At 65.8% G+C, this 20,702-nt stretch carries 19 protein-coding genes and 1 pseudogene; 10 read left to right on the forward strand and 10 right to left on the reverse strand.

Annotation, left to right across the window (positions count from 1 at the left end; translation table 11 throughout):
- Positions 1-53: 53 nt before the first annotated feature.
- The 5 genes from iolD to purU all read left to right on the forward strand — a co-directional run bounded on the left by iolD (position 54) and on the right by purU (position 5,020).
- Positions 54-1,898, forward strand: a complete 1,845-nt coding sequence (gene iolD, locus ASC89_RS00460; RefSeq protein WP_055993793.1) for a 3D-(3,5/4)-trihydroxycyclohexane-1,2-dione acylhydrolase (decyclizing) — start codon at positions 54-56, stop codon at positions 1,896-1,898.
- A gap of 118 nt (positions 1,899-2,016) precedes the next feature.
- The gene (iolE, locus tag ASC89_RS00465) at positions 2,017-2,934 is read left to right on the forward strand and encodes a myo-inosose-2 dehydratase (protein WP_055994850.1); all 918 of its coding nucleotides are present in this window, start codon (positions 2,017-2,019) and stop codon (positions 2,932-2,934) included.
- 60 nt (positions 2,935-2,994) lie between these two features.
- Positions 2,995-3,246: a hypothetical protein gene (locus ASC89_RS28330; protein ID WP_055875375.1), complete on the forward strand. Its 252-nt coding sequence runs from the start codon at positions 2,995-2,997 to the stop codon at positions 3,244-3,246.
- Positions 3,227-4,021: a 5-deoxy-glucuronate isomerase gene (iolB, locus tag ASC89_RS00470; protein WP_055993796.1), complete on the forward strand. Its 795-nt coding sequence runs from the start codon at positions 3,227-3,229 to the stop codon at positions 4,019-4,021. The genes ASC89_RS28330 and iolB overlap by 20 nt, the downstream gene beginning before the upstream one ends.
- Positions 4,022-4,168: 147 nt before the next feature.
- Positions 4,169-5,020: a formyltetrahydrofolate deformylase gene (gene purU, locus ASC89_RS00475; protein WP_055875369.1), complete on the forward strand. Its 852-nt coding sequence runs from the start codon at positions 4,169-4,171 to the stop codon at positions 5,018-5,020.
- Positions 5,021-5,160: 140 nt separating this feature from the next.
- Here the strand turns inward: purU and ASC89_RS00480 are convergent, their stop codons facing one another.
- Positions 5,161-6,042, reverse strand: coding sequence for an NmrA family NAD(P)-binding protein (locus ASC89_RS00480; protein ID WP_055993799.1), 882 nt, complete (start codon positions 6,040-6,042; stop codon positions 5,161-5,163).
- 145 nt (positions 6,043-6,187) lie between these two features.
- Between ASC89_RS00480 and ASC89_RS00485 the strand changes: the two genes are divergently transcribed.
- Positions 6,188-6,547 carry a helix-turn-helix domain-containing protein gene (locus tag ASC89_RS00485; RefSeq protein WP_244488393.1) on the forward strand — a complete coding sequence of 120 codons (360 nt, stop codon included), beginning with the start codon at positions 6,188-6,190 and terminating at the stop codon, positions 6,545-6,547.
- A 190-nt stretch (positions 6,548-6,737) separates the two neighbouring features.
- Entirely contained in the window at positions 6,738-7,676 is a 939-nt protein-coding gene (locus tag ASC89_RS00490) for a DMT family transporter (protein WP_055993805.1), read from the forward strand.
- A gap of 130 nt (positions 7,677-7,806) precedes the next feature.
- Here the strand turns inward: ASC89_RS00490 and ASC89_RS00495 are convergent, their stop codons facing one another.
- From ASC89_RS00495 to ASC89_RS00535, 9 genes and pseudogenes are all read right to left on the reverse strand, one after another.
- Entirely contained in the window at positions 7,807-8,853 is a 1,047-nt protein-coding gene (locus tag ASC89_RS00495; RefSeq protein ID WP_055993808.1) for a sulfate/molybdate ABC transporter ATP-binding protein, read from the reverse strand.
- Positions 8,854-8,885: 32 nt separating this feature from the next.
- Positions 8,886-9,779 carry a sulfate ABC transporter permease subunit CysW gene (gene cysW, locus ASC89_RS00500; protein WP_082533101.1) on the reverse strand — a complete coding sequence of 298 codons (894 nt, stop codon included), beginning with the start codon at positions 9,777-9,779 and terminating at the stop codon, positions 8,886-8,888.
- A complete protein-coding gene (locus ASC89_RS00505) occupies positions 9,772-10,725 on the reverse strand; it encodes a sulfate ABC transporter permease subunit CysT (RefSeq protein WP_055993811.1) in 954 nt (317 codons plus the stop codon). Before ASC89_RS00505 ends, cysW begins: the two co-directional genes overlap by 8 nt.
- Positions 10,726-10,729: 4 nt before the next feature.
- Positions 10,730-11,761: a sulfate ABC transporter substrate-binding protein gene (locus tag ASC89_RS00510; protein WP_082533103.1), complete on the reverse strand. Its 1,032-nt coding sequence runs from the start codon at positions 11,759-11,761 to the stop codon at positions 10,730-10,732.
- Between the two features lie 403 nt (positions 11,762-12,164).
- Positions 12,165-12,593: an Rrf2 family transcriptional regulator gene (locus tag ASC89_RS00515; RefSeq protein ID WP_055993814.1), complete on the reverse strand. Its 429-nt coding sequence runs from the start codon at positions 12,591-12,593 to the stop codon at positions 12,165-12,167.
- A gap of 541 nt (positions 12,594-13,134) precedes the next feature.
- A pseudogene (locus ASC89_RS00520) lies at positions 13,135-14,886 on the reverse strand (cation:proton antiporter); the annotation flags it as partial.
- A gap of 181 nt (positions 14,887-15,067) precedes the next feature.
- The gene (locus ASC89_RS00525) at positions 15,068-16,081 is read right to left on the reverse strand and encodes a zinc-dependent alcohol dehydrogenase family protein (protein ID WP_055993819.1); all 1,014 of its coding nucleotides are present in this window, start codon (positions 16,079-16,081) and stop codon (positions 15,068-15,070) included.
- Between the two features lie 178 nt (positions 16,082-16,259).
- Complete coding sequence (locus ASC89_RS00530) at positions 16,260-16,550, reverse strand: 4a-hydroxytetrahydrobiopterin dehydratase (protein ID WP_055875348.1); 291 nt, start codon at positions 16,548-16,550, stop codon at positions 16,260-16,262.
- Between the two features lie 115 nt (positions 16,551-16,665).
- A complete protein-coding gene (locus tag ASC89_RS00535; RefSeq protein WP_055875345.1) occupies positions 16,666-16,986 on the reverse strand; it encodes a hypothetical protein in 321 nt (106 codons plus the stop codon).
- Positions 16,987-17,072: 86 nt separating this feature from the next.
- Here ASC89_RS00535 and ASC89_RS00540 point away from each other — a divergent pair, with 86 nt between their 5' ends.
- From ASC89_RS00540 to ASC89_RS00550, 3 genes are all read left to right on the forward strand, one after another.
- Entirely contained in the window at positions 17,073-17,516 is a 444-nt protein-coding gene (locus tag ASC89_RS00540) for a MarR family winged helix-turn-helix transcriptional regulator (RefSeq protein ID WP_055993822.1), read from the forward strand.
- A 33-nt stretch (positions 17,517-17,549) separates the two neighbouring features.
- A complete protein-coding gene (locus tag ASC89_RS00545; protein ID WP_055993825.1) occupies positions 17,550-18,122 on the forward strand; it encodes a hypothetical protein in 573 nt (190 codons plus the stop codon).
- A gap of 124 nt (positions 18,123-18,246) precedes the next feature.
- Positions 18,247-20,577, forward strand: coding sequence for a bifunctional diguanylate cyclase/phosphodiesterase (locus ASC89_RS00550; RefSeq protein WP_055875336.1), 2,331 nt, complete (start codon positions 18,247-18,249; stop codon positions 20,575-20,577).
- Positions 20,578-20,702: the final 125 nt, after the last annotated feature.

Here is a 20,702-nt window from a genome sequence, read left to right on the forward strand (position 1 = left end):
TGGGGAGGGAAGGAGGGTGGGGGTGCCCCACGCACTGAAGTGGGAGAGACACCATGACCAACAAGACCATCCGCCTCACCATGGCGCAGGCGCTCGCGCGCTTCATGACGCGGCAGATGACCATTATCGACGGCAACAAGGTGCCGATCTTCGGTGGCGTGTTCGCCATCTTCGGGCACGGCAATGTCGCCGGCTTCGGCGAGGCGCTGTACCAGGTACGCGAGGAACTACCAACCTATCGCGCCCATAACGAGCAGGGCATGGCGCATGCGGCAATTGCCTTCGCCAAGGCGAGCTTCCGCCGCCGCTTCATGGCCGCCACCTCCTCGATCGGGCCGGGCGCCACGAATATGGTGACGGCGGCGGCGCTGGCGCATGTCAACCGGTTGCCGGTGCTGCTGTTGCCCGGTGACGTGTTCGCCAACCGCGCCCCCGATCCGGTGCTGCAGCAGGTGGAAAGTTTTGGCGACGGCACGGTGAGTGCCAATGACGTGTTCCGCCCGGTCAGCCGCTATTTCGACCGCATCACCCGCCCCGAGCAGATCATCCCGGCACTGAACCGCGCCATGCAGGTGCTGACCGACCCGGCCGAATGCGGCCCGGTGACCCTCAGCCTCTGCCAGGACGTGCAGGCCGAGGCCTATGACTATCCCGAAGCCTTCTTCGCCGAACGGGTGTGGACGCCGCGCCGGCCGATGCCGGACGTGAACGAGCTGGATGCGGCGGTGGCTGCGATCAGGACGGCGGAAAAGCCGGTGATCATCGCCGGCGGCGGCGTGCTGTACTCCGAGGCAGCCGAAGGGCTGCGCGCCTTTGCCGAGCGTCACGGCGTGCCGGTCATGGAGACCAATGCCGGCAAATCCAGCCTGCCGCACGACCATCCGCTGAACATGGGATCGGTGGGCGTAACGGGGTCGTCGGCGTCGAACCTGCTGGCCGAGCAGGCCGACCTGGTGCTGGCGGTGGGCTCGCGCCTGCAGGACTTCACCACCGGCTCGTGGGCGCTGTTCAAGGCCGACAATGTCAGGATCATCGGGCTGAACACGCAGGTGTTCGACGCCTATAAGCATCGCGCCGTGCCGCTCATCGCCGACGCCAAAGTCGGGCTCGACCTGCTCGATGGTAAACTGGGGCCCTGGCACGCGAGCGACGCGTGGCAGGCAACCGCCAAAGCGGCCAAGGCCAGATGGCTGGTTTCCGCCAAGGCGGTGACCGACCCGACCAATGCGCTGCCCTCGGATGCGCAGGTGATCGGCGCGGTGCACCGGGCCCGCGGTTCGGGCGCGACGCTGGTCTGCGCTTCGGGCGGACTGCCGGGCGAGCTGCATAAGCTCTGGCCGGCCGGCGCCCCGGGCAGCTACCACATGGAATATGGCTACTCGACCATGGGCTACGAGATCGCCGGCGGGCTGGGCGTGAAGCTGGCTAAGCCGCATGACGATGTCATCGTCATGCTCGGCGATGGCAGCTACATGATGATGAACTCCGAGATCGCCACCTCGGTGATGCTGGGGAAGAAACTGACCATCGTGGTGCTCGACAACCGCGGCTTCGGCTGCATCAATCGGCTGCAGATGGCGACCGGCGGCGCCAACTTCAACAACCTGTTGAAGGACACTTTCCACGAGACGCTGCCCGAGATCGACTTCGCCGCCCACGCCGCGTCGATGGGCGCCTGGGTGCGCAAAGCCGCCTCGATTGCCGAGCTCGAAAGTGCCCTCGCCGAGGCCGACAAGGTCGAGCGCACCACCGTGCTGGTGATCGACACCGACCCGCTGATCTCCACCGAGGCCGGCGGCCACTGGTGGGACGTGGCAGTGCCGGAGGTTTCGGTACGGCCGCAGGTGAACGCGGCACGCAAGGATTATGAGGAAGCGCTGAAGGGTCAGCGGCTTTAGGTAGGCAGTCGGCAGTCGGCAGTCGGCAGTCGCGACTGCAGGTACCGGTTGTCCCCGCCTACTGCCTACTGCCTACTGCCTACTGCCGACTGCCGACTAAGAGGAACACGACAGCATGCTGAAAGCCAAACTGGGCATGTCCCCCATTGCGTGGTGGAACGACGATCTGCCGGAGCTGAGCGATGATGTGTCGCTGGAGGAGTGCCTCAGGCAATCGCGCTCGGCCGGCTTCACCGGCATGGAAAAGGGCCGCCGCTTCCCTGACGATCCCGGCATCATGCTGCCGATCCTCAAGGCGGCGGATGTGACGCTGTGCGGTGGCTGGTTCTCCGGCACACTGGTCAATGAGGATATGGCAGCCAACCAGCGGCGCATCGCGCCGATGATCGAGCTGTTCAAGGCAGTGGACGCGCCCTGCATCGTCTATGGCGAAGTCGGCCGCTCGATCCAGGGCGACCGGACGAAGCCGCTGGCGACCAAGCCGAAGCTGAGCGACGACGAGATGAAGGCCTATGCCGGAAAGCTCACGACGTTCGGCGAGTGGTGCGCGGCGGAGGGTATGCCGCTGAGCTACCATCACCATATGGCCGCCGTGGTCGAGACCGAACCGGAGCTCGACGCCTTCATGCGCCATTCCGGCCCCGGCATCCCGCTGCTGCTCGATGCCGGGCACCTGGCCTTTGCCGGTGGCGATGTGCTGCGCGCCATCGATAACCACCACGCCCGCATCAGCCATGTGCACGTCAAGGATATCCGCCGCGCCGTGGTCGATGGTCTCGATCGGACGAAACAGAGTTTCCTCGATGCTGTGGCGCTCGGCGCCTTCACCGTGCCGGGCGACGGCTCGCTGGATTTCGCGGCCATCGTGCAGAAGCTCGCCGACTATGGCTATGAAGGCTGGTTCGTCGTCGAGGCCGAGCAGGATCCCAAGGCCAACCCGCCGCTCCGCATGGCCCAGGTGGGTCACCAGGAGCTGATGCGGGTGATGACGCTGGCCGGCTACACGGTGGAGACGCAGGGTTTTCCCAACCGCTGAACGGAGCTGTTGCGACGGCCGCCCGATAGACTAGGTTCGGGGCTTTCCGGAGGGATCGGCGTGAGCGACGACAACCAAGAGAACAAGAAGCCAGGCCTGTTCACCATGGGGTGGTTCAAGCCGTTGTACCGGCGGGTCATCGTGGTGGTGGTTATCGCCGCCTGGTCCAGCTTTGAGTGGTTCATCAACCAGAACCCGGACCACCAGTTCTGGGGCATCCTGACGCTGGCGGCGCTCGCCTATGGCATCTGGACCTTCTTCATCAACTTCGAGAACGAGCTCAACAAGACCAATGGCAAACCTAAAAGCTAGGCCGGCGGCCGAACAGGGCCACGTCCACCACATCACCCCCGAGAATGCCGGCTGGACCTATGTCGGGTTCGACCTGCACAAGCTGCCCAATGTCGGCGATGTGGCGCGCGGCGGCGGCGACGACCGCGAGGTCTGCATCGTGCTGATCTCGGGCCGAGCCAACGTGACCGTCGATGGCCAGGATTTCCTCGTCGGCGGCCGCATGAGCCCGTTCGAGGGACCCGGTTACTCGGTCTACGCTCCGGCGGGCGCCAACTGGCGCATCGAGGCGCTGACGCCGCTCGAGGTCGCGGTCTGCTCGGCCCCCGGGGTGCGCGGCGCCCGGCCGCCGCGGGTGATCGGCCCCGGCGATGTCGAAAAGCTGACCCGCGGCCAGGGTACCAATACCCGCTACCCCACCAATATCCTGCCCGAGACCGCCCCGGCGGATTCGCTGCTGGTGGTCGAGGTGATCACCCCCGGTGGCCACACCTCGAGCTATCCGCCGCACCGGCATGACGAAGACGACCTGCCGCGCCAGAGCTTCCTCGAGGAGACCTACTACCACCGCTTCTCAAAGCCCCAGGGTTTTGGCTTCCAGCGCGTCTACACCGACGATCGCTCGCTCGACGAAACCATGCTGATCGAAGACGGCGACGTGGTGATGGTGCCGAAGGGCTATCACCCGGTGGCGGCGGTGGCGGGCTACGACATCTACTACCTCAACGTCATGGCCGGCCCGAAGCGCACCTGGAAGTTCTACAATGCGCCGGAGCATGAGTGGATGCTGGGGTAGATCGGCAATCGGCAGTAGGCAGTACGCAGTCGAGTTCAGCTCTGACTTCGACTGCCGACTGCCAACTGCCAACTGCCGCTCTCCCTCTTGACCCCGCGCGCCCCCGCGTGCATCGCTCCGCGACTTTGTTTCCTGGAGCGCTTTTAGATGTCGTCCAATTTCGTTCTCACCCTCTCCTGTGCCGATCGGCCGGGGATCGTTGCCGCGGTGACCACGGAACTGGCGGGCCTCGGTTGCAACATCGCGGAATCGAACCAGTTCTGGGACAAGGAGACCGGCCAGTTCTTCATGCGGCTGGCCTTTACCACCCCCGATGGCGTCGATCGCGATGCGCTGGAGCGCGGCCTGAAGCCGGCGATCGAGCGCTTCGGCATGCGCACCACGCTGGTCGACGAGGCGAAGAAGAAGAAGATCCTGGTGATGGTCTCTAAGTTCGACCACACCCTCCTGCACCTGCTCTACCAGATCCGCGTCGGTTGGCTCGATGCCGAGGTGGTGGCGATCGTCTCCAACCACGAGGATAGCCGCAAGACTGCCGACTATGAGGGCATTCCGTTCCACCTGCTGCCGGTCGGCAAGGACAACAAGGCAGCGCAGGAAGACCAGGTGATCGCGCTGTTCAAGGAGACCGGCGCCGATCTGGTGGTGCTGGCGCGCTACATGCAGATCCTGAGCGACCGGTTCGCCACCCGCCTCTACGGGCAGATCATCAACATCCACCACTCGTTCCTGCCCAGCTTCAAGGGCGCCAAGCCCTATCACCAGGCACATGAGCGCGGCGTCAAGATCATCGGCGCCACCGCCCACTACGTGACGCCGGAGCTCGACGAGGGCCCGATCATCGAGCAGGAAACCGCGCGGGTGACCCACGCGCTGAGCCCCGACGACCTGGTGGCCGCCGGGCGCGATGTCGAAAGCCGGGTGCTGGCGCGCGCGGTGAAGCTCCACCTCGAGAACCGGGTGATGCTGAACGGCAAGAAGACGGTGGTGTTCGGCTGAGGCTGGTGCGCGGGCCTTCCCCCACCCGGCTTCGCTATGGCTCCGCCTAGCTCCGCTACCGCCCGGCGAGGGCCGCAGGCCTCGTCCGGCTCCCCACAAGGGGGAGGGATGGGTGGAGCAGGACGCGCTGAGCACTCCGCTCAGGCCGTCTGCGTCAGCGCTGCCTTGTTCGCCTCGAGGAACGCCTTCAGCCCCTGGGGCTTCTCACCCCACAGCGTCTCGACCGCATTGGTGGTGAGTGCCACCCGGCCGAGCCGCGTGTTGACGTCGAACGGCACGATAAAGCCATGCACCACCGGCTCGGGCACGCCCGCCGCGACGGCACCGGCGGCGAGTTGCTCGTCGGTGACGTCGACCACTTCGATTGGCTTGCCGGTAACTTCCGAGGCGACCGCGGCGATCTCGCGCGAGGTCAGCGCGGCCGGCCCTGTGACGGTCAGCGTGCGGCTGGCATCGCCGGTAAGCAACGCCCCGGCGGCGGCCCGTGCGGTGTCCTCGCGTGACACATGCGCCAGCGTGCCGCCACCGGCCGAGGTGTACCACTTGCCGGACTGCAGCGCCGAGGGCAGCGAGCTCAACAGGTTCTCAGCGTACCAGTTCATCCGCAGGATGGTGTAGCCGACGCCGGAGGCCTTGATCGCCTCTTCGGTGCCAAAATGCTCGGACGCGAACGGGATTGGCGACGCCGGTTCGGGTGCCGGCATCGAGGTGTAGACGATGTGCTTGACCCCGGCGGCCTTGGCCGCGGCGACCGCGCTGGTCTGCAGCGCCGTGCGGCTCGCGCCGAGGACATCGATCGAGATCAGCAGCAGCCGATCGACGCCATCCAGCGCCTTGATGAAGCCGGGCACGTCGCCATAGTCGGCCTTGCGGGTCTCGACGCCTGAGAAGTTCAGTTTCTCCGGGTGGCGCGAACCGGCGATGATCTTGCCCGCATAGCCGCGCTCCAGCAGCAGCTCGACGACGCGACGGCCCAGCTTGCCGCCAGCGCCGGCGACGAACAGGGTGGGTGAGGTGGTCATGGGGAGTCTCCTAGGTTGTCTCTTTTTGAGACTACGTATACAATAGGAACTACCCAAGCTGTCGCAAGACGGCAGTTTCAACGCCCCTGGTTACCTCGAAGGAACCACCCCAATGCCAGTCAGCCCGATTGCCCCGCTGAGCCAGATGATGGCCGAGTACTCCGACCCCTCGCAGTGCCCGGTGCGCAACGTGCTGGACCAGCTCGGCGACAAGTGGAGCGTCTTGATCATCAGCGCGCTGGCCCACCGCCCCTACCGCTTCGGAGAACTGAAGCGCGAGATCAGCGACATCAGCCAGCGCATGCTGACCCAGACGCTGCGCGACCTGCAATCCGACGGGCTGATCGAGCGCACCGTGTTCCCGACCACCCCACCGAGCGTCGAGTACAAGCTCAGCCCCATGGGCCACAGCTTCCTCGTGCCGCTCTCGGCCATGGTCGACTGGGCCTTCGAGCACTTTCCGGCGATCCGCGAAGCACGCCAGGAATTTGCCAAGGCGGCGTGAGGGCGCTGACTGAAACAGACGGCCCCCTCCCATCCTCCCCCATAAAGGGGGAGGTGAAGACTCGAGGCTCTGTCTTCGATCGTGCCCACCACTCGATGCGGCACCTCCCCCTTCATGGGGGATGGGAGGGGGCCGTCTCTATCAGTTCGTCACCCTTGCCCTGCCCCGGCAAATCCCTCACAACCCGGCGGTGACCCAGCCCTCCCCCTTCTCCGACCGCCGCATCGTCGTCGCCATCGCGCTGTTCTGCTGCTTGTTGTGGGGGAGCGCCGTGCCGGCGGTGAAGATCGGCTACGGGCTGTTTGCCATCTCCGCTTCCGATACGCCGTCGCTGATGCTGTTTGCCGGGGTGCGGTTTTTCCTCGCCGGGCTGATGCTGCTGGCCTACTCGGCCTTGACCCGCAAGCCGATCTGGCAGCCGGCGCGCCGGCTCGGGCAGCTGGGGCTGCTCGGGCTCATCAGTACCGCCGGGCAGTACCTGTTCTATTACATCGGCCTCGCCCACTCGACCGGCGTCAAGGTGTCGATCACCACCTCGACCAGCACGTTCTTTTCGGTGCTGATCGCGCATTTCCTCTATGCCAACGACAAGCTGACGCCGCGCCGCATCCTGGGTTGTCTGCTCGGCTTTGCCGGTGTGGTGGCGGTGAACCTCGCGGCAACCGGCATCGACCTGCATGTGAGCCTCCTCGGGGAAGGCTTCATCGTCATCGCCGCGCTGCTCTTCTCGGTGGCTGGCGTCTACGGCAAGGGGCTGAGCGCCGACATGGACGCTGGCGTGATGACCGGCTGGCAGCTGCTGCTCGGCGGCGCCATGCTCGGGATCGCCGGCTTCGCGCTCGGCGGCAAGCTCGGCGCTTTCGGGCTGGAGGCGGCGCTGCTGCTGGCCTATCTCGCGGCGCTGTCGGCGGCGGCCTTCGCATTGTGGAGCGTGCTCTTGAAGCACAATCCCGTCGGCTCGGTCGCCATCTTCAACTGCGCCATCCCGATCTTCGGCGTGCTGCTTGCCGGCCTGTTCCTCGGCGAGAGCATTTTCGAGTGGAAGAACCTTGCCGCGCTGCTGCTGGTCAGCGTCGGGATCTGGATGGTGACGGCGGCGCGGGTAAACCGGACGGTCGGTGCGAGCTGACCCCCACCCTTGATCCCCTAAGAAAGCGGAGGGAGACCCTCGCACTGATATCGAAGCTGGCGTCTCCCTCCCCCTGTTTGAGAGGGAGGGGACAGGGGTGGGGGTCAGCCCGCGCCGGACGCAGCAGCTATCAGGCCTGCTTCGGAAACACCCGCCAGCGCTTCGGCCTGAAGGCGATGCGGGTCTTTTCGCCGGCCGGGTGGTCGAATGGCAGATCTATTTCCACACGCTCCGGCAATCCACCGATCTCAAGTTCGACGCGCCGGGTGCCGCCGACCCGGCGCGAAGCGACGACCACGCCGGCGAGTGCGGCGCCGACCCCATCCTCGACCAGCTCGACATCATGCGGCCGGAAGAACAGGCTGGCTTCGCCGACGGCATCATTGGGCGCCGGCAGGCCGATGGCGCGGCCGCCGACCCACAGCTCATGGTTCTCCACCGTCACCGGCAGCGAACTCGACTCGCCGATGAACGAGAAGACAAATGGCGAGTTCGGGCGGTCATAGACGTCGTCGGGGGTGCCGACCTGCTCGATCTTGCCCTGGCTCATCACCACCAGCCGATCGGCCAGTTCCAGCGCCTCTTCCTGGTCGTGCGTCACGAACACCGTGGTGTGGCCGGTACGGTCGTGGATCTCGCGCAGCCACTTGCGCAGTTCCTTGCGCACCTGGGCGTCGAGCGCACCGAACGGCTCGTCGAGCAGCAGCACGCGCGGCTCGATGGCCAGCGCCCGCGCCAGCGCCACGCGCTGCCGCTGGCCGCCCGAGAGCTGCTGCGGGAAGCGCTTCTCGAGCCCGCTCAGCTGCACCAGGTCGAGCAACTCCATGGCGCGACGGCGGATCTCGGCTTTGGGCGGACGGGTGGCGCGCGGCCGCACCTTCAGCCCGAACGAGATATTGTCGAGCACCGTCATGTTGCGGAACAGCGCGTAGGCCTGGAACACGAAGCCGACATTGCGCTCCTGCACCGTCTTCGATGACGCATCCTCGTCGCCGAAGAAGATGCGGCCAGCGGTCGGCATTTCGAGCCCGGCGATCAACCGCAGCAGCGTGGTCTTGCCCGAGCCTGACGGCCCCAGCAGCGCAATCAGTTCGCTCGATTTGACCTCGAGCGACACGTCGTTGAGCGCCGGGTAGTGCGAGAATTCCTTGCGGACGGTGTCGACGCGGATATCCAAACTGGGAGGCCCTTTTCTTCTGCTCAGTCGCGCTAATGTCGGCGAGTGCCCGCGAGTTCGTCGCCGAAGCGGTACTCGAGGATGGTTTTGAACACCAGCGTCACCAGCGCCAGCATGGCGAGCAGCGAGGCGATGGCGAAGGCGGCGGTGAAGTTGTACTCGTTGTAGAGGATTTCGATGTCGAGCGGCATGGTCGTGGTCTTGCCGCGGATATGGCCCGAAACCACTGACACCGCCCCGAACTCGCCCATGGCGCGGGCATTGCAGAGCAGCACGCCGTAGAGCAGCCCCCATTTGATGTTGGGGAGCGTCACCCGGGTAAAGGTCTGCCAGCCGGTGGCGCCCAGCGACAACGCCGCTTCCTCGTCGGTATTGCCCTGGTCCTGCATCAGGGGGATCAGTTCGCGCGCTATGAACGGGAAGGTGACGAAGATCGTCGCGAGCACGATGCCCGGCACCGCGAAGATGATCTCGATGTTGTAGGCCCTGAGCAGCGGATGCAGCGCACTCTGCGCCCCGAACAGCAGCACATAGACCATGCCCGAGACCACCGGCGACACCGAGAACGGCAGGTCGATCAGCGTGGTGAGGAAGCTCTTGCCCCAGAACTCGTACTTGGCGACACACCAGGCGGCGGCAATGCCGAACACCAGGTTGAGCGGCACCGCGATCACCGCCACCAGCAGCGTCAGGACGATGGCCTGCTGCGACTGGCGATCGGCGAACGCCGCGAAATAGGTATCGGCGCCTTTGCGGAAGGCTTCGGTAAACACCAGCACCAGCGGCAGCACCAGCACCGCCGCCATGAACACCACGGCGATACCGATCAGCAGCCGCCGGATCCACACCCGCTCGGTGGTCGGCCTTGTGTGCTCCTCGGGGGGAATGAGCCGGCGGCTGTCGTAGATGACATCAGGCTCAAACATTGCCGAACCTCCGGCGGGCCCAGGCCTGGATCAGGTTGATCACCAGCAGCATGACGAAGGCGATGATCAGCATGATGCCGGCAATGACCGCCGCACCCGCCTGGTCGAACTCTTCGAGCTTGATGACGATCAGCACCGGGGCGATCTCCGAGATGTTGGGCAGATTGCCGGCGATGAAGATCACCGAGCCGTATTCGCCGACCGCGCGGGCGAAGGCCAGCGCAAAGCCGGTGAGCAGCGCCGGGGTGAGCCGCGGCAGGATCACGCTGGTGATGGTCTGCCAGCGATTGGCGCCGAGCGTCGCGGCGGCTTCCTCGAGTTCCTGTTCAAACTCCTCAAGCACTGGCTGCACCGTACGCACCACGAACGGCAGGCCGATGAAGATCAGCGCGATGACGATACCGGTCGGGGTGTAGGCGATTTTCCAGTTGAGCGAGAACTCACTGAGCCCGAACGGCAGCCAGGTCTGGCCATGCCACCACTGCCACAGCGCTCCCTTGTCGGAGAACAGCGAGCCGACCCAGCCCTTGGGGGCATAAAGCGTCGAGAGCGCGATGCCCGCCACCGCCGTCGGCAGCGCGAACGGCAGATCGACAATGGCGTCGAGCAGCCGCCGGCCCGGGAACTTGTAGCGCACCAGCACCCAGGCGACGATGATGCCGAACACCACGTTGACCAGCGCCGCGATCAGCGACGAGCCGAAGCTCACCTCCAGCGCCTTGAGGGTGCGCGGCGAGGTGGCGATCCTGATGATCTGCTCGAGCGGCGTCGTTGCCGCCTTGAGGAACAGCCCGGCGATTGGGATCAAGACGATCAGGCTGAGATAGAGGATGGTGTAGCCGAAGGTCAGCCCGAACCCCGGGATGACGCTGGGCTTTACAAAGCTCCACCCCGCTCGCGCGGGGTGGGATGACTTTCCGGAGGCGCCGCGAGGCGCCCCTGCCACTGCATTACTGCGCAGGGGTGTAGACCTGGTCAAAGATGCCCCCGTCCCCGAAATGCTTGGGCTGCGCCGTCTTCCAGCCGCCGAAAAGCGGATCATCAATAGAGATCAGATCGATCTTTGGGAAGGCTTCGACCAGCGCCTGGTCGGTGACGACGGACGGGTCGGACGGGCGATAATGGTTCTTTGCCGCCAGCGTCTGGCCCTCGGGTGAGTAGAGATATTCGATATAGGCCTTGGCGAGATCGGCGGTGCCGTGCGCCTCGACGTTCTTGTCGACGATCGCGACCGGCGGCTCGGCGAGGATCGACGACGGCGGATAGACCACGTCGAAATTGTCGGCGCCGAATTCGTCGAGCACCAGGAACGCTTCGTTTTCCCAGGCCAGCAGCACGTCGCCCAGTTCCTTCTGTGCGAAGGTCACGGTCGAGCCGCGGGCGCCGGTATCGAGCACCGGCACATGGCTATAGAGCTGCTTGATGAAATCGGCGTTCTTGGCTTCGTCGCCGCCGAAGGCCTTGTCGGCGTAAGCCCAGGCCGCGAGGTAGTTCCAGCGCGCGCCACCCGAGGTTTTCGGGTTCGGGGTGATGACTTCGACGCCGTCCTTGACCAGGTCGCCCCAGTCGTTGATCGCCTTCGGGTTGCCCTTGCGGACGAGGAACACGATGGTCGAGGTGTAGGGCGTCGAGTTATTGGCGAACTCGGAGCGCCAGTTGGCGTCAATCAGCCCCGACTTCTCGGCGATGGCGTTGATGTCGCCTTCCAGCGCCAGGGTGACGACATCGGCAGAAAGCCCGTCGATCACGGCCTGGGCCTGCTTGCCCGAGCCGCCATGGCTCTGCTCGATGGTGACGTTGCCGCCGGTGGTGTCTTTCCAGTGCTTGGCAAACGCCTCGTTGAACTGCGCGTAGAGTTCGCGCGTCGGGTCGTACGAGACGTTGAGCAGGGTCTGATCCTGGGCGCGGGCAGTGATTGCGCCGGTGAAGGCGAGCGCCACGGCGAGGCCGCCAAGCGCGAGAATTCGGGCCGTTCTCTTCATCATGTCCTCCTGGTGAAGATTAACTACCGTAACTCTACCTGGTCAGTCGGCATTCTCAAGGAAGCCGCAGGTTGCGGCGGCGCGACGAAGCGGAAAACCTTTCTCTGCGAAGGCTACCAGCAGCACCGCCATTGCGCAAACCTCGATTCCACCCCTGTGGATGAGCATGGCTTTGCGCGAAGTGAAACCGCGTTCAGTCGCGCGATCAGCAGTAAACGCACGGGACTGGAGCTGGGTTGCAGGGGCTGATGGGCTGGTGGCTGCGGCCTCCCACCCTTAATCCCTCCCCGCAAGGGGGAGGGAGACGCAGACTGCGATGCTGGTGTGAGGGTCTCCCTCCCCCTTGCGGGGAGGGGACAGGGGTGGGGGTCCACAGCCACCGGCGTATCGGCAGATGGAGGAACTACACCAGCACGTCGTTGGCGACCACGGCATCGGCCAGCGTGGTGCGGTCGAGCACTTCGCGGGTGGCGATGGTGACGCGGGCGAAGACGTGGCGGATTTCGCAGCTCGATTCCTCGGCGCAATCGACGCAGCGGCGATAGGCTATCTTCGAAAGGCACGGCAGCGGGGCGATCGGCCCGTCGATCAGCCGCAGCACTTCGCCGAACGTCACCTGCTCGGGTGCCCGCAGCAGCACATAGCCGCCGAGCCGGCCGCGGCGGCTCATCACGATGCCGGCGCGCTTCAGCTCGAGCAGGATCTGTTCGAGGAACTTCTTGGGGATCGCCTGGCCACGCGAAATCTCCGAGATCATCAGCGACTCGCCGGCCGGGATCTTGGTCAGGGCCACCAGCGCCCTCAGCGCGTATTTTGCCTTCTGCGAAATCATCGCGGGCGGAATCCGGAACGGCCGCCAACTCGGCCGTTACTCTTGGCTATAGCGCTCCCGGCGTGAACAAACCATTGCGTCCTGCTACGTGGGGCTATGCCTTTTCTTCTTCAGCCACCGGCGGGGGGACTTCCGGGTTGAACGGGGAGCCTGGGGTGGTGGCCGGCCGATCGGGACGCGGCGCTGCCGGCTCGGATACGGGCGGCGCTTCGGGCGCGACGTCTTCGACCGGCGCGTCCAGCGCCTCGAGCTCGGCGATTTCCTCGGCGTCGACGGCCTCGGGGTCAGGCTCGGCCGGCGCCTCGAAAGTCTCGTCGGGCTCTTCGCCATAGGCGGAGACCAGCGCCGGCGGCTCGGCCGGGCCGCTGTCGACGTGCTGCACTTCAGCCTGCGCCGCCTCGATCGCTTCGGCCAGCAGGTTCGGGTCGGACGGCAGCTTTGGCGTCGTCGCAACGGCTGCGGCGACCAGCGGCGCCAGCACCGACTCGACGGCGTCTGACGCGGTGATCTCGGCCACCGCCTTGCTGTCGCGGTTGATCACATCGACCATGCCGAGACCGATCTCGCGCTCGCCCAGGATCACCACATCGGCGCCGAGCGTCTTCAGGTGCGTCTCTTCCTCGTCGGAATGGGCGCGCGCCACGATCAGCACCTTGGGGTTTTGCTTGCGCGCCTGCTCGACCGCCTGCCCGGCCTCGAAGGCATTGGGGATGGCGATCACCACCGTGATCGCTTCGGCAGCATTGGCGAGGGTCAACACCTTGGAGGCGGCGGCGTTGCCCACCACCACCTCGATGCCCAGCGCCCGCGCCGCGTTGACGCGTCCCTCGGCGTCTTCGACCACGAGGAACGGCGTCTTCGCCTCGAGCAGCGCTTCACCCACCACCGAACCGACCCGGCCGAAACCGACGATGATGACGTGCCCGGACTGCCCGGTGGGCACCTGCGTCGCCTCGGCCTCCTGCGGCACTTCCGGGGCAGCGGCGCGCGGCGCGCTCGCCACCAGGTCGGGCTCGGTGCGTTCCGCCGCGGCGGCAACCACCTCCGGCCGGCCAAACCGGCTCTCGAGCGCCGGACGAAGCATATCGAGCACGAAGAAGATCAGCGGGTTGAGGATGATCGAGATGATCGAACCGGCAAGGATCAGGTCGCGCCCCTCCACCGGCAGGATGCCCAGCCCGACGCCGAGCGCTGCGAGGATGAACGAGAACTCGCCGATCTGCGCCAGGCTCGCCGAAATGGTCAGCGCCGTGCCGACGGGGCGCTTGAACGCCACCACGATCAGGAACGCCAGCACCGACTTGCCGAAGATGATGATGAACACCGTCCCCAGCACCGGCAACGGATCGGTGACGAGGATCATCGGATCGAACAGCATACCGACCGCGACGAAGAACAGCACCGCGAAGGCGTCGCGCAGCGGCAGGCTTTCCTGTGCGGCGCGATGGCTGAGTTCGCTTTCGGAAAGGATCATGCCAGCAAAGAACGCGCCGAGCGCCAGCGACACGCCGAACAGGTATGCCGCGCCCGCCGCTACGCCCAGTGCGATGGCCAGCACCGCAAGGCGGAACAGCTCGCGGCTGCCGGTATGGGCCGTGTAGTGGAGAATGAACGGGATCACCCGGCGCCCCACCACCAGCATGAAGCCGACAAAGGCGGCGAGCTTCACCACCGTCACCGCCAGGATGCCGAAGATGTCGAGATGGATGGAGAAGATGTTCTCGACGAAATCGACGAACGGATCGTGCAGCGCCGCCCCTTCGACTCCGTTGATCGAGGCAATGGCCGGGATCAGCACCAGCGCCAGCACCATCGCGAGATCCTCGACGATGAGCCAGCCGACGGCGATGCGGCCCTTTTCGCTGTCGACCATGTGCCGGTCCTGCAGCGCCTTGAGCAGCACGACCGTCGAGGCGACCGACAGCGCCAGGCCGAAGAGCAGGCCGGCGCCGAGCCCCCAGCCGAGCAGGGTCGCAAGACCCAGCCCCATGATGGTAGCGCCGCCGATCTGGACGATGGCGCCCGGTATGGCGACGGCGCGCACGCTCAACAGGTCCTTGAGCGAGAAATGCAGGCCCACGCCGAACATCAGGAGGATCACGCCGATCTCGCTGAGCTCGGTGGCGAGCTCCGCATCGGCGACGAAGCCCGGGGTGAACGGCCCGACCAGCACGCCGGCCACGAGGTACCCGACCAGCGGCGGCATGCGGAGGCGGTTGGCGATCGCGCCGAGGATGAATGCCAGCACCAGACCCGCAACGATCGTCGAGATCAGGGGTGTGCTATGCGGCATCGGCAAGATCTCCGGCGGGGGTTACCCCAAAACTGGTTGAAAGCGGCTGAGAGCCTTGAAGATGAGGCATCGGCCGCCCCGCTGCAACCCAATGAGACCGGGAAAACTGCGGCAAAATCATGTGGGTGCGGGACAATCGCTCCGACTTTCGTCGAAAGCGCGGTTTCTCCGCCGGTCGCTGCTACGCCTGGCCCGCCATCACCAGCTTGATCTCACCGAAACCGGGCGTGCCGGCAATCGCCGCCGGCACCTCGTCGAGGCGGATGGTGCGGGTGATCAGCCGGTCGAGCGACAGGGCGCCGACGGCGATCAGCTCGGCGGCGCGCGGATGGGTCAGTGGGTTGAGCCAGGCGCTTTCGAGCCTCAACTCCTTGGTGAGGAGCTCGAACGGCGCCAGCGCCACCTGTTCGCCTTCGGGCACCACGCCGAACAGCACCACGGTGCCGCCACGCCGCGCCACCGCAATCGACTGGCGAACCGTCTCCCCCACCCCCGCGCACTCGAACACCACATCGGCGCCGCCTGGCACGAGCGCCGCGATCGTCACCACCGGATCGGCCCCCGCGTCCACCGCATGATGTGCGCCGAGCTGCAGCGCCAGGGCACGGCGCGGCGCCTGTCGGGTCGACAGCACCACCGCGCCGGCACCCGCCAGCAGCGCCAGTTCGACCATCAGCAGACCGATCACCCCGCCGCCGAGGATCACCACCGAGGCACCGGGCGCAATGCGCGCCACATCGATGGCATGCAGGCAACACGAGACCGGCTCGCAGAATGCCCCATGCAGCGGATCGAGCCCCGGCGGCAGCGCCACGGCCTGCCCGGCAGGGACCAGCACATACTCGGCGAAACCGCCGTCACGATGGACGCCAATGGCACTGAGCCCGGCGCAGAGGTTGGGCCGGCCGGCGAGGCAATCGGCGCAGGCTCCGCAGGAAATGTTGGGGTCGCCGGTGACCCTTGTGCCGATGCGGAACCCCTCGACCGCCGCCCCGGCTTCCTCGACAAGGCCGGAGAATTCATGCCCGAGCGTCACCGGCTTGGTCGTCGGAAACTCGCCTCGGAACATGTGGCGGTCCGAGCCGCAGATGCCGCAGGCTTCGACGCGGACCAAGAGGTCATGCGGCCCGGGCGTCGGCCGCGGCACCTCCTCGACGATCAACCGTTCCGGCGCATGTAGCCGCACTGCCCGCATCTCGATGCCTCCCGATCATGCCATCATGGAACAAGCCGGTGGCGCCGGCCAAGCCCCCTGCTCCGGCGTCATCCCCGCGAAAGCGGGGACCTCTGTTTTCTTTGCCAGCATCGCAAACGGAGGTTCCCGCTTTCGCGGGAATGACCCGGTGCGGGTGTCGACAACCATTGATCCGACGCTAGATCATCAGCCGGTCGATCTTTTCGGCGAGTTTGGTGTCCTTTTCGGTGAGCCCGCCGGCCGAGTGGGTGGTGAGCGTGATCCGCACCTTGTTGTAAACGTTCGACCATTCGGGATGGTGGTCCATCTTCTCAGCGGCGAGCGCCACCCGGGTCATGAACGAGAAGGCTTCGGAAAAGCTCTTGAACTTGAAATCATGGCTGATCGCATCGGCCTGCGGATCATAGATCCAGCCGTTGAGCTTCAAGAGGGCGGCTTCACGCGCGGCAGGCTCGAGCTTTTCGACCATTATCATTTCCTCTTTGCAACGAGTCGGGAGATTGGGGCCGCATAACGCCCGATCCGTGGCAAAGGGTTCCGACGCCCCCATCGGGGACGCCGGATCGGTTCAGTCTTTTGAACGCTCAAACACTCAGCGACGCCGCATCGCCCGGCACGATGCGCGAGACGCGGCCACGCTCGACCCCGCCGGCATCGACATAGCCGATGCGGCCCGGCTCGACATCGATCTGCCAGCCGGCGCTCGGACCATCGATCCAGTCGACATGGTAGCCGGTGTCGGTCAGCCGCCATTGGCCGGTGCGCCGCGTGCCGTCAGGCAGCGCCATGAACGCCTCGGCGGCGGTGCGGTAGTAGATCGCCGCCTCCTTGCCCGGCGCCATCTCGACATAGTGCGTGCTGCCCACCAGCAGCACGGTGAGGGTGTCTCTATCCTTGATGATCATCTGTGCATCCTTTTCGCGGGCCCGCTGGCGACCGGCATGGCGCCGTGCTAGTCAAGCGACTTGACGATTTAGCTGCGAGACGGAATTTGGTCAAGCACCTTGACGATAATGATCTCGCCAGCATCGATCATATCGGCCTCGCCCTGTGGCGGGCAGCACAGGGCTGGCGCAACCACATGCGCGCCGAACTGGCGGCCCGCGGCTATCCCTGGCACCAGAGCGCCGCCGGCGAAGTGCTGGCGCATCTGGGCCCCTCCGGCATTTCGCAGGCGCTGCTGACCGAGCGCATGGGGCTGAGCAAACAGGCGGTGCAGCAGCTGGTCGATCAGCTCGAGGCGCAAGGGGTGGTCGGCCGTGCGCCCGACCCCAGTGATGGCCGGGCCAAGCGGATCGTGCTGACCGAGTTGGGCCTCGCCGACTTTGCCGAGCGCAACAAGGTGAAGCGGCTGATCGAAAAGCAATATCGCGAGAAGCTGGGGCCGGAGGCGTTCACGGCGCTCGAGGCGGCGCTGGCCAAGCTCGCCGACTGACCAACGGTGATTCGAACCAGGGATGGACGGCGCATGAACGAAGACATCCTCCACACCATCGCCGGCATCGCCATGACGCTGGCGGGCTTTTCCGGTCTCGTCATCTTCTTCCGCCAGCAGGGGCTGCGAAACTGGTCCTCGGCCGAGCGGCGCTATCTATGGTTCCTGATCGGCGACAGCTTCCTTGTCGTGCTGTTCGCGCTGCTGCCGGCGCCGATGCTGCTCGCTGGCTGGTCCGAACCCACGATCTGGACGGTGTGCAGCGCCCTGCTCGGGGTCTGGTTCATCGTCGCCAACCTCGTGGCGCTGCGCGGCGAGCTGCGCGACAAAAAGCACGGCCAGCTCGACGTCATTCCGTTCGTGACCCCGATGCTCTACGGCCTCACCGCCCTCGCCGTGCTGATCGGCGTGGCGCTTTGGCTGTCGGTGTTCGATGTCATCGTGCCACGCGGCCAGGCCATCTACGTGACGGGGCTGTTGATGCTGCTGGCACTGGCAGCGCTCGAGTTCATGTTCTTCGTCGGTCGAGCCTCGCTGCGCGACCCGCCGGCGCAGCAGCCCGGCGACGATCCGGCGATTGCGATCGATCCACCCAACAAAGCATAAACCATTCGAGCAATTGCTGCGCTGGAACAGGGTTTTGCGACGACGCAAAAGGGCGGCCGCTCGCTGCCCCGAAAGCAGGCATTAACGCCTCGCCGGGCACAATCATTACACCTTGGTGAGGTCTATGTTCGAGCCAGCGCATAAGTCACTGCCGCCTGTCGATTACGTGTCGATGATCCGGTCGCTCTACGCGGACCGGCGCGTCATGATGCTTGGCGCCCTGTCGTCGGCGCTGGTCGCCGCGGTCGCCGGCATTGAAGGCAACTCCTGGGTGCTGCTCGCCGTCGCCATCGGCTTTGCCATTGTCGGCATCGCCCGCGACATCGATATGCGCGCCTTCGAACGCGCCGACCTCGCCGACGACGACGTTACGACCGCCACCCACTGGGAGCTGCGCGCCACCATCGGCGCCGCCGCCATCGCCGGGCTTTACGCCTTCTGGATGAGCTACAGCTTCCTCGTGGTGAACACCCCGTTCGCCGAGATGAGCTCGCTCTCGGTCACCGTGGCGGTGCTGGTGGGCGTTGCCGGCCGCAACTTCGCCATCGACCGGCTGGTCACCAGCCAGGTCATCCTGATCGGCGCCGGCATGGCCATCGGCATGCTGTTCGACGGCACGCTGCATACCGCCATGCTGAGCGTGGTGCTGATCGCCTTCGTCGTCTCGCTGCGCAAGGTTTCGGCCAATATCCGCGCCATCCTGCTGCGCGCTGTGCATGGTCGCATCGAGGCGACCCGCCTTGCCTCCGAACTCGACACGGCGCTCGAAACCATGCAGCACGGCCTCTGCATGCTCGACGAGAACGGCCTGATCGCCGTCGCCAACGATCGCGCCGAGTTGGTGTTCGGCAGCTTCATGCCGGGCAACTGGGCCGGCCGGCCGTTCGCTGCGATGATCTCGGCCGCCGCCGCGCGCGGCACCATCCCGCAGCGTTCCGCCAGCCAGCTGATGGATACGGTCGACGCCGGCGATGGCGGCAAGGTGGTGCTGCGCCTCTCCGATGGGCAGTTCTGCGAAGTCACTGTGTCGTCGCGCCTCGACAAGACCGTGCTGCTGTTCGAAGACATCACCGAGCGCGTCAAGGCCGAAGAGCGCATCAACTACATGGCGCATTACGACACCCTGACCGGGCTGCCGAACCGCGCCTATTTCACCGAGCAGGTCGAGGCCGACCTCGAGCGCCGGCGCCACCACGGCGACAAGCGCCCCAACGACATGGCCATGCTGATGATCGTCGACATCGACGACTTCAAGCACGTCAACGATACCCTGGGCCACCTGATCGGCGACCGCGTGCTGATCGAGACCTCCGAGCGGCTGAGCCGCGTCTTGGGCCGCGACAGCCTCGTGGCGCGGCTGGGCGGCGACGAGTACGTGGTCTATCGCTCGGGCGGCGTGCAGCTTTCCGATACCGTTACCGACCCCGAAGCGATCCTCGGCGGCTTCCGCGGCCCGTTCGAGGTCGAGGGCGAGGTGTTCTCGGTCAACGTCTCGGTCGGTGTGGTGACCCTCACCGACGGCAGCGACGATCTCGACGCCCTGATGACCAAGGCGGACCTCGCGCTCTACAAGGCCAAGGCGCTGGGCAAGGGCCGCAGCCAGGTGTTCCACGACGAGATGGACACCGACTACCGCTACCGCCAACGGCTGAAGGCCGAACTGAAGCAGACGGTGGCCGACGGCGCGCTGTCGCTGGTGTTCCAGCCCATCGTCGATCTGCAGACCCGGCGCGTGGTGAGCTGCGAGGCGCTGGCGCGCTGGCACCACCCGGAGCTGGGCTCAATCCCGCCCTCGCTGTTCATCCCGATCGCCGAGGAAACCGGCCTCATCTCCGAGATCAGCCGCTGGGTGCTGGCGACCGCTACGGCCGAATGCCGCAACTGGCCCGAGGAAGTCTCGGTGTCGGTCAACATCTCGGCCCGCGACTTCCGCAATGCGGACGTCGCCGGGATGGTGAAGACCGCCCTCACCAGCTCCGGCCTCGCGCCGCACCGGCTCGAGATCGAGGTCACCGAGACCGCGGTGATCGAAGAACGCGCCGCCGCCACCAAGATCCTCGCCAAGCTGGCGAAGCAAGGCATCGGCATCGCGCTCGACGATTTCGGCACCGGTTACTCGTCGCTGAGCTACCTGCAGGCCCTGCCCTTCACCAAGCTGAAGATCGATCGCAGCTTCGTCATGGACATTGCCGAGAACCCGCGCTCGCTGAAGCTCTTGTCCAACGTCGCCCAGCTCGGCAAGGACATCAACCTCACCGTCACCGCCGAAGGCGTCGAGACCGAAGAGCAGCTCAACCTGATCGCCACCCATTCCAAGGTCGACCAGATCCAGGGCTACCTGTTCGGCGTGCCACTGCCACGGCGCGAAGTCGCCGAGCTCATCGACCGCATGGCGGCCCGCGCTACGCTCGAGCGCGTGCTGACCGTTGGTACGACAAACCGCAAACGTGGTTAAGACGCCTAAACTCTTCTGAAATCTGAGGGATTCGGCGCTGGCCCTGGCGCTGTCCGTGCTTATGCGTAGGCGGCGCGGCGGCCGTGCGCATTTGGCAATTTTATTATGCCTAACGAAAGGTTAAA

The organism is Devosia sp. Root413D1 (assembly GCF_001425235.1).
In the GTDB taxonomy this organism is placed as follows: Bacteria; Pseudomonadota; Alphaproteobacteria; order Rhizobiales; family Devosiaceae; genus Devosia_A.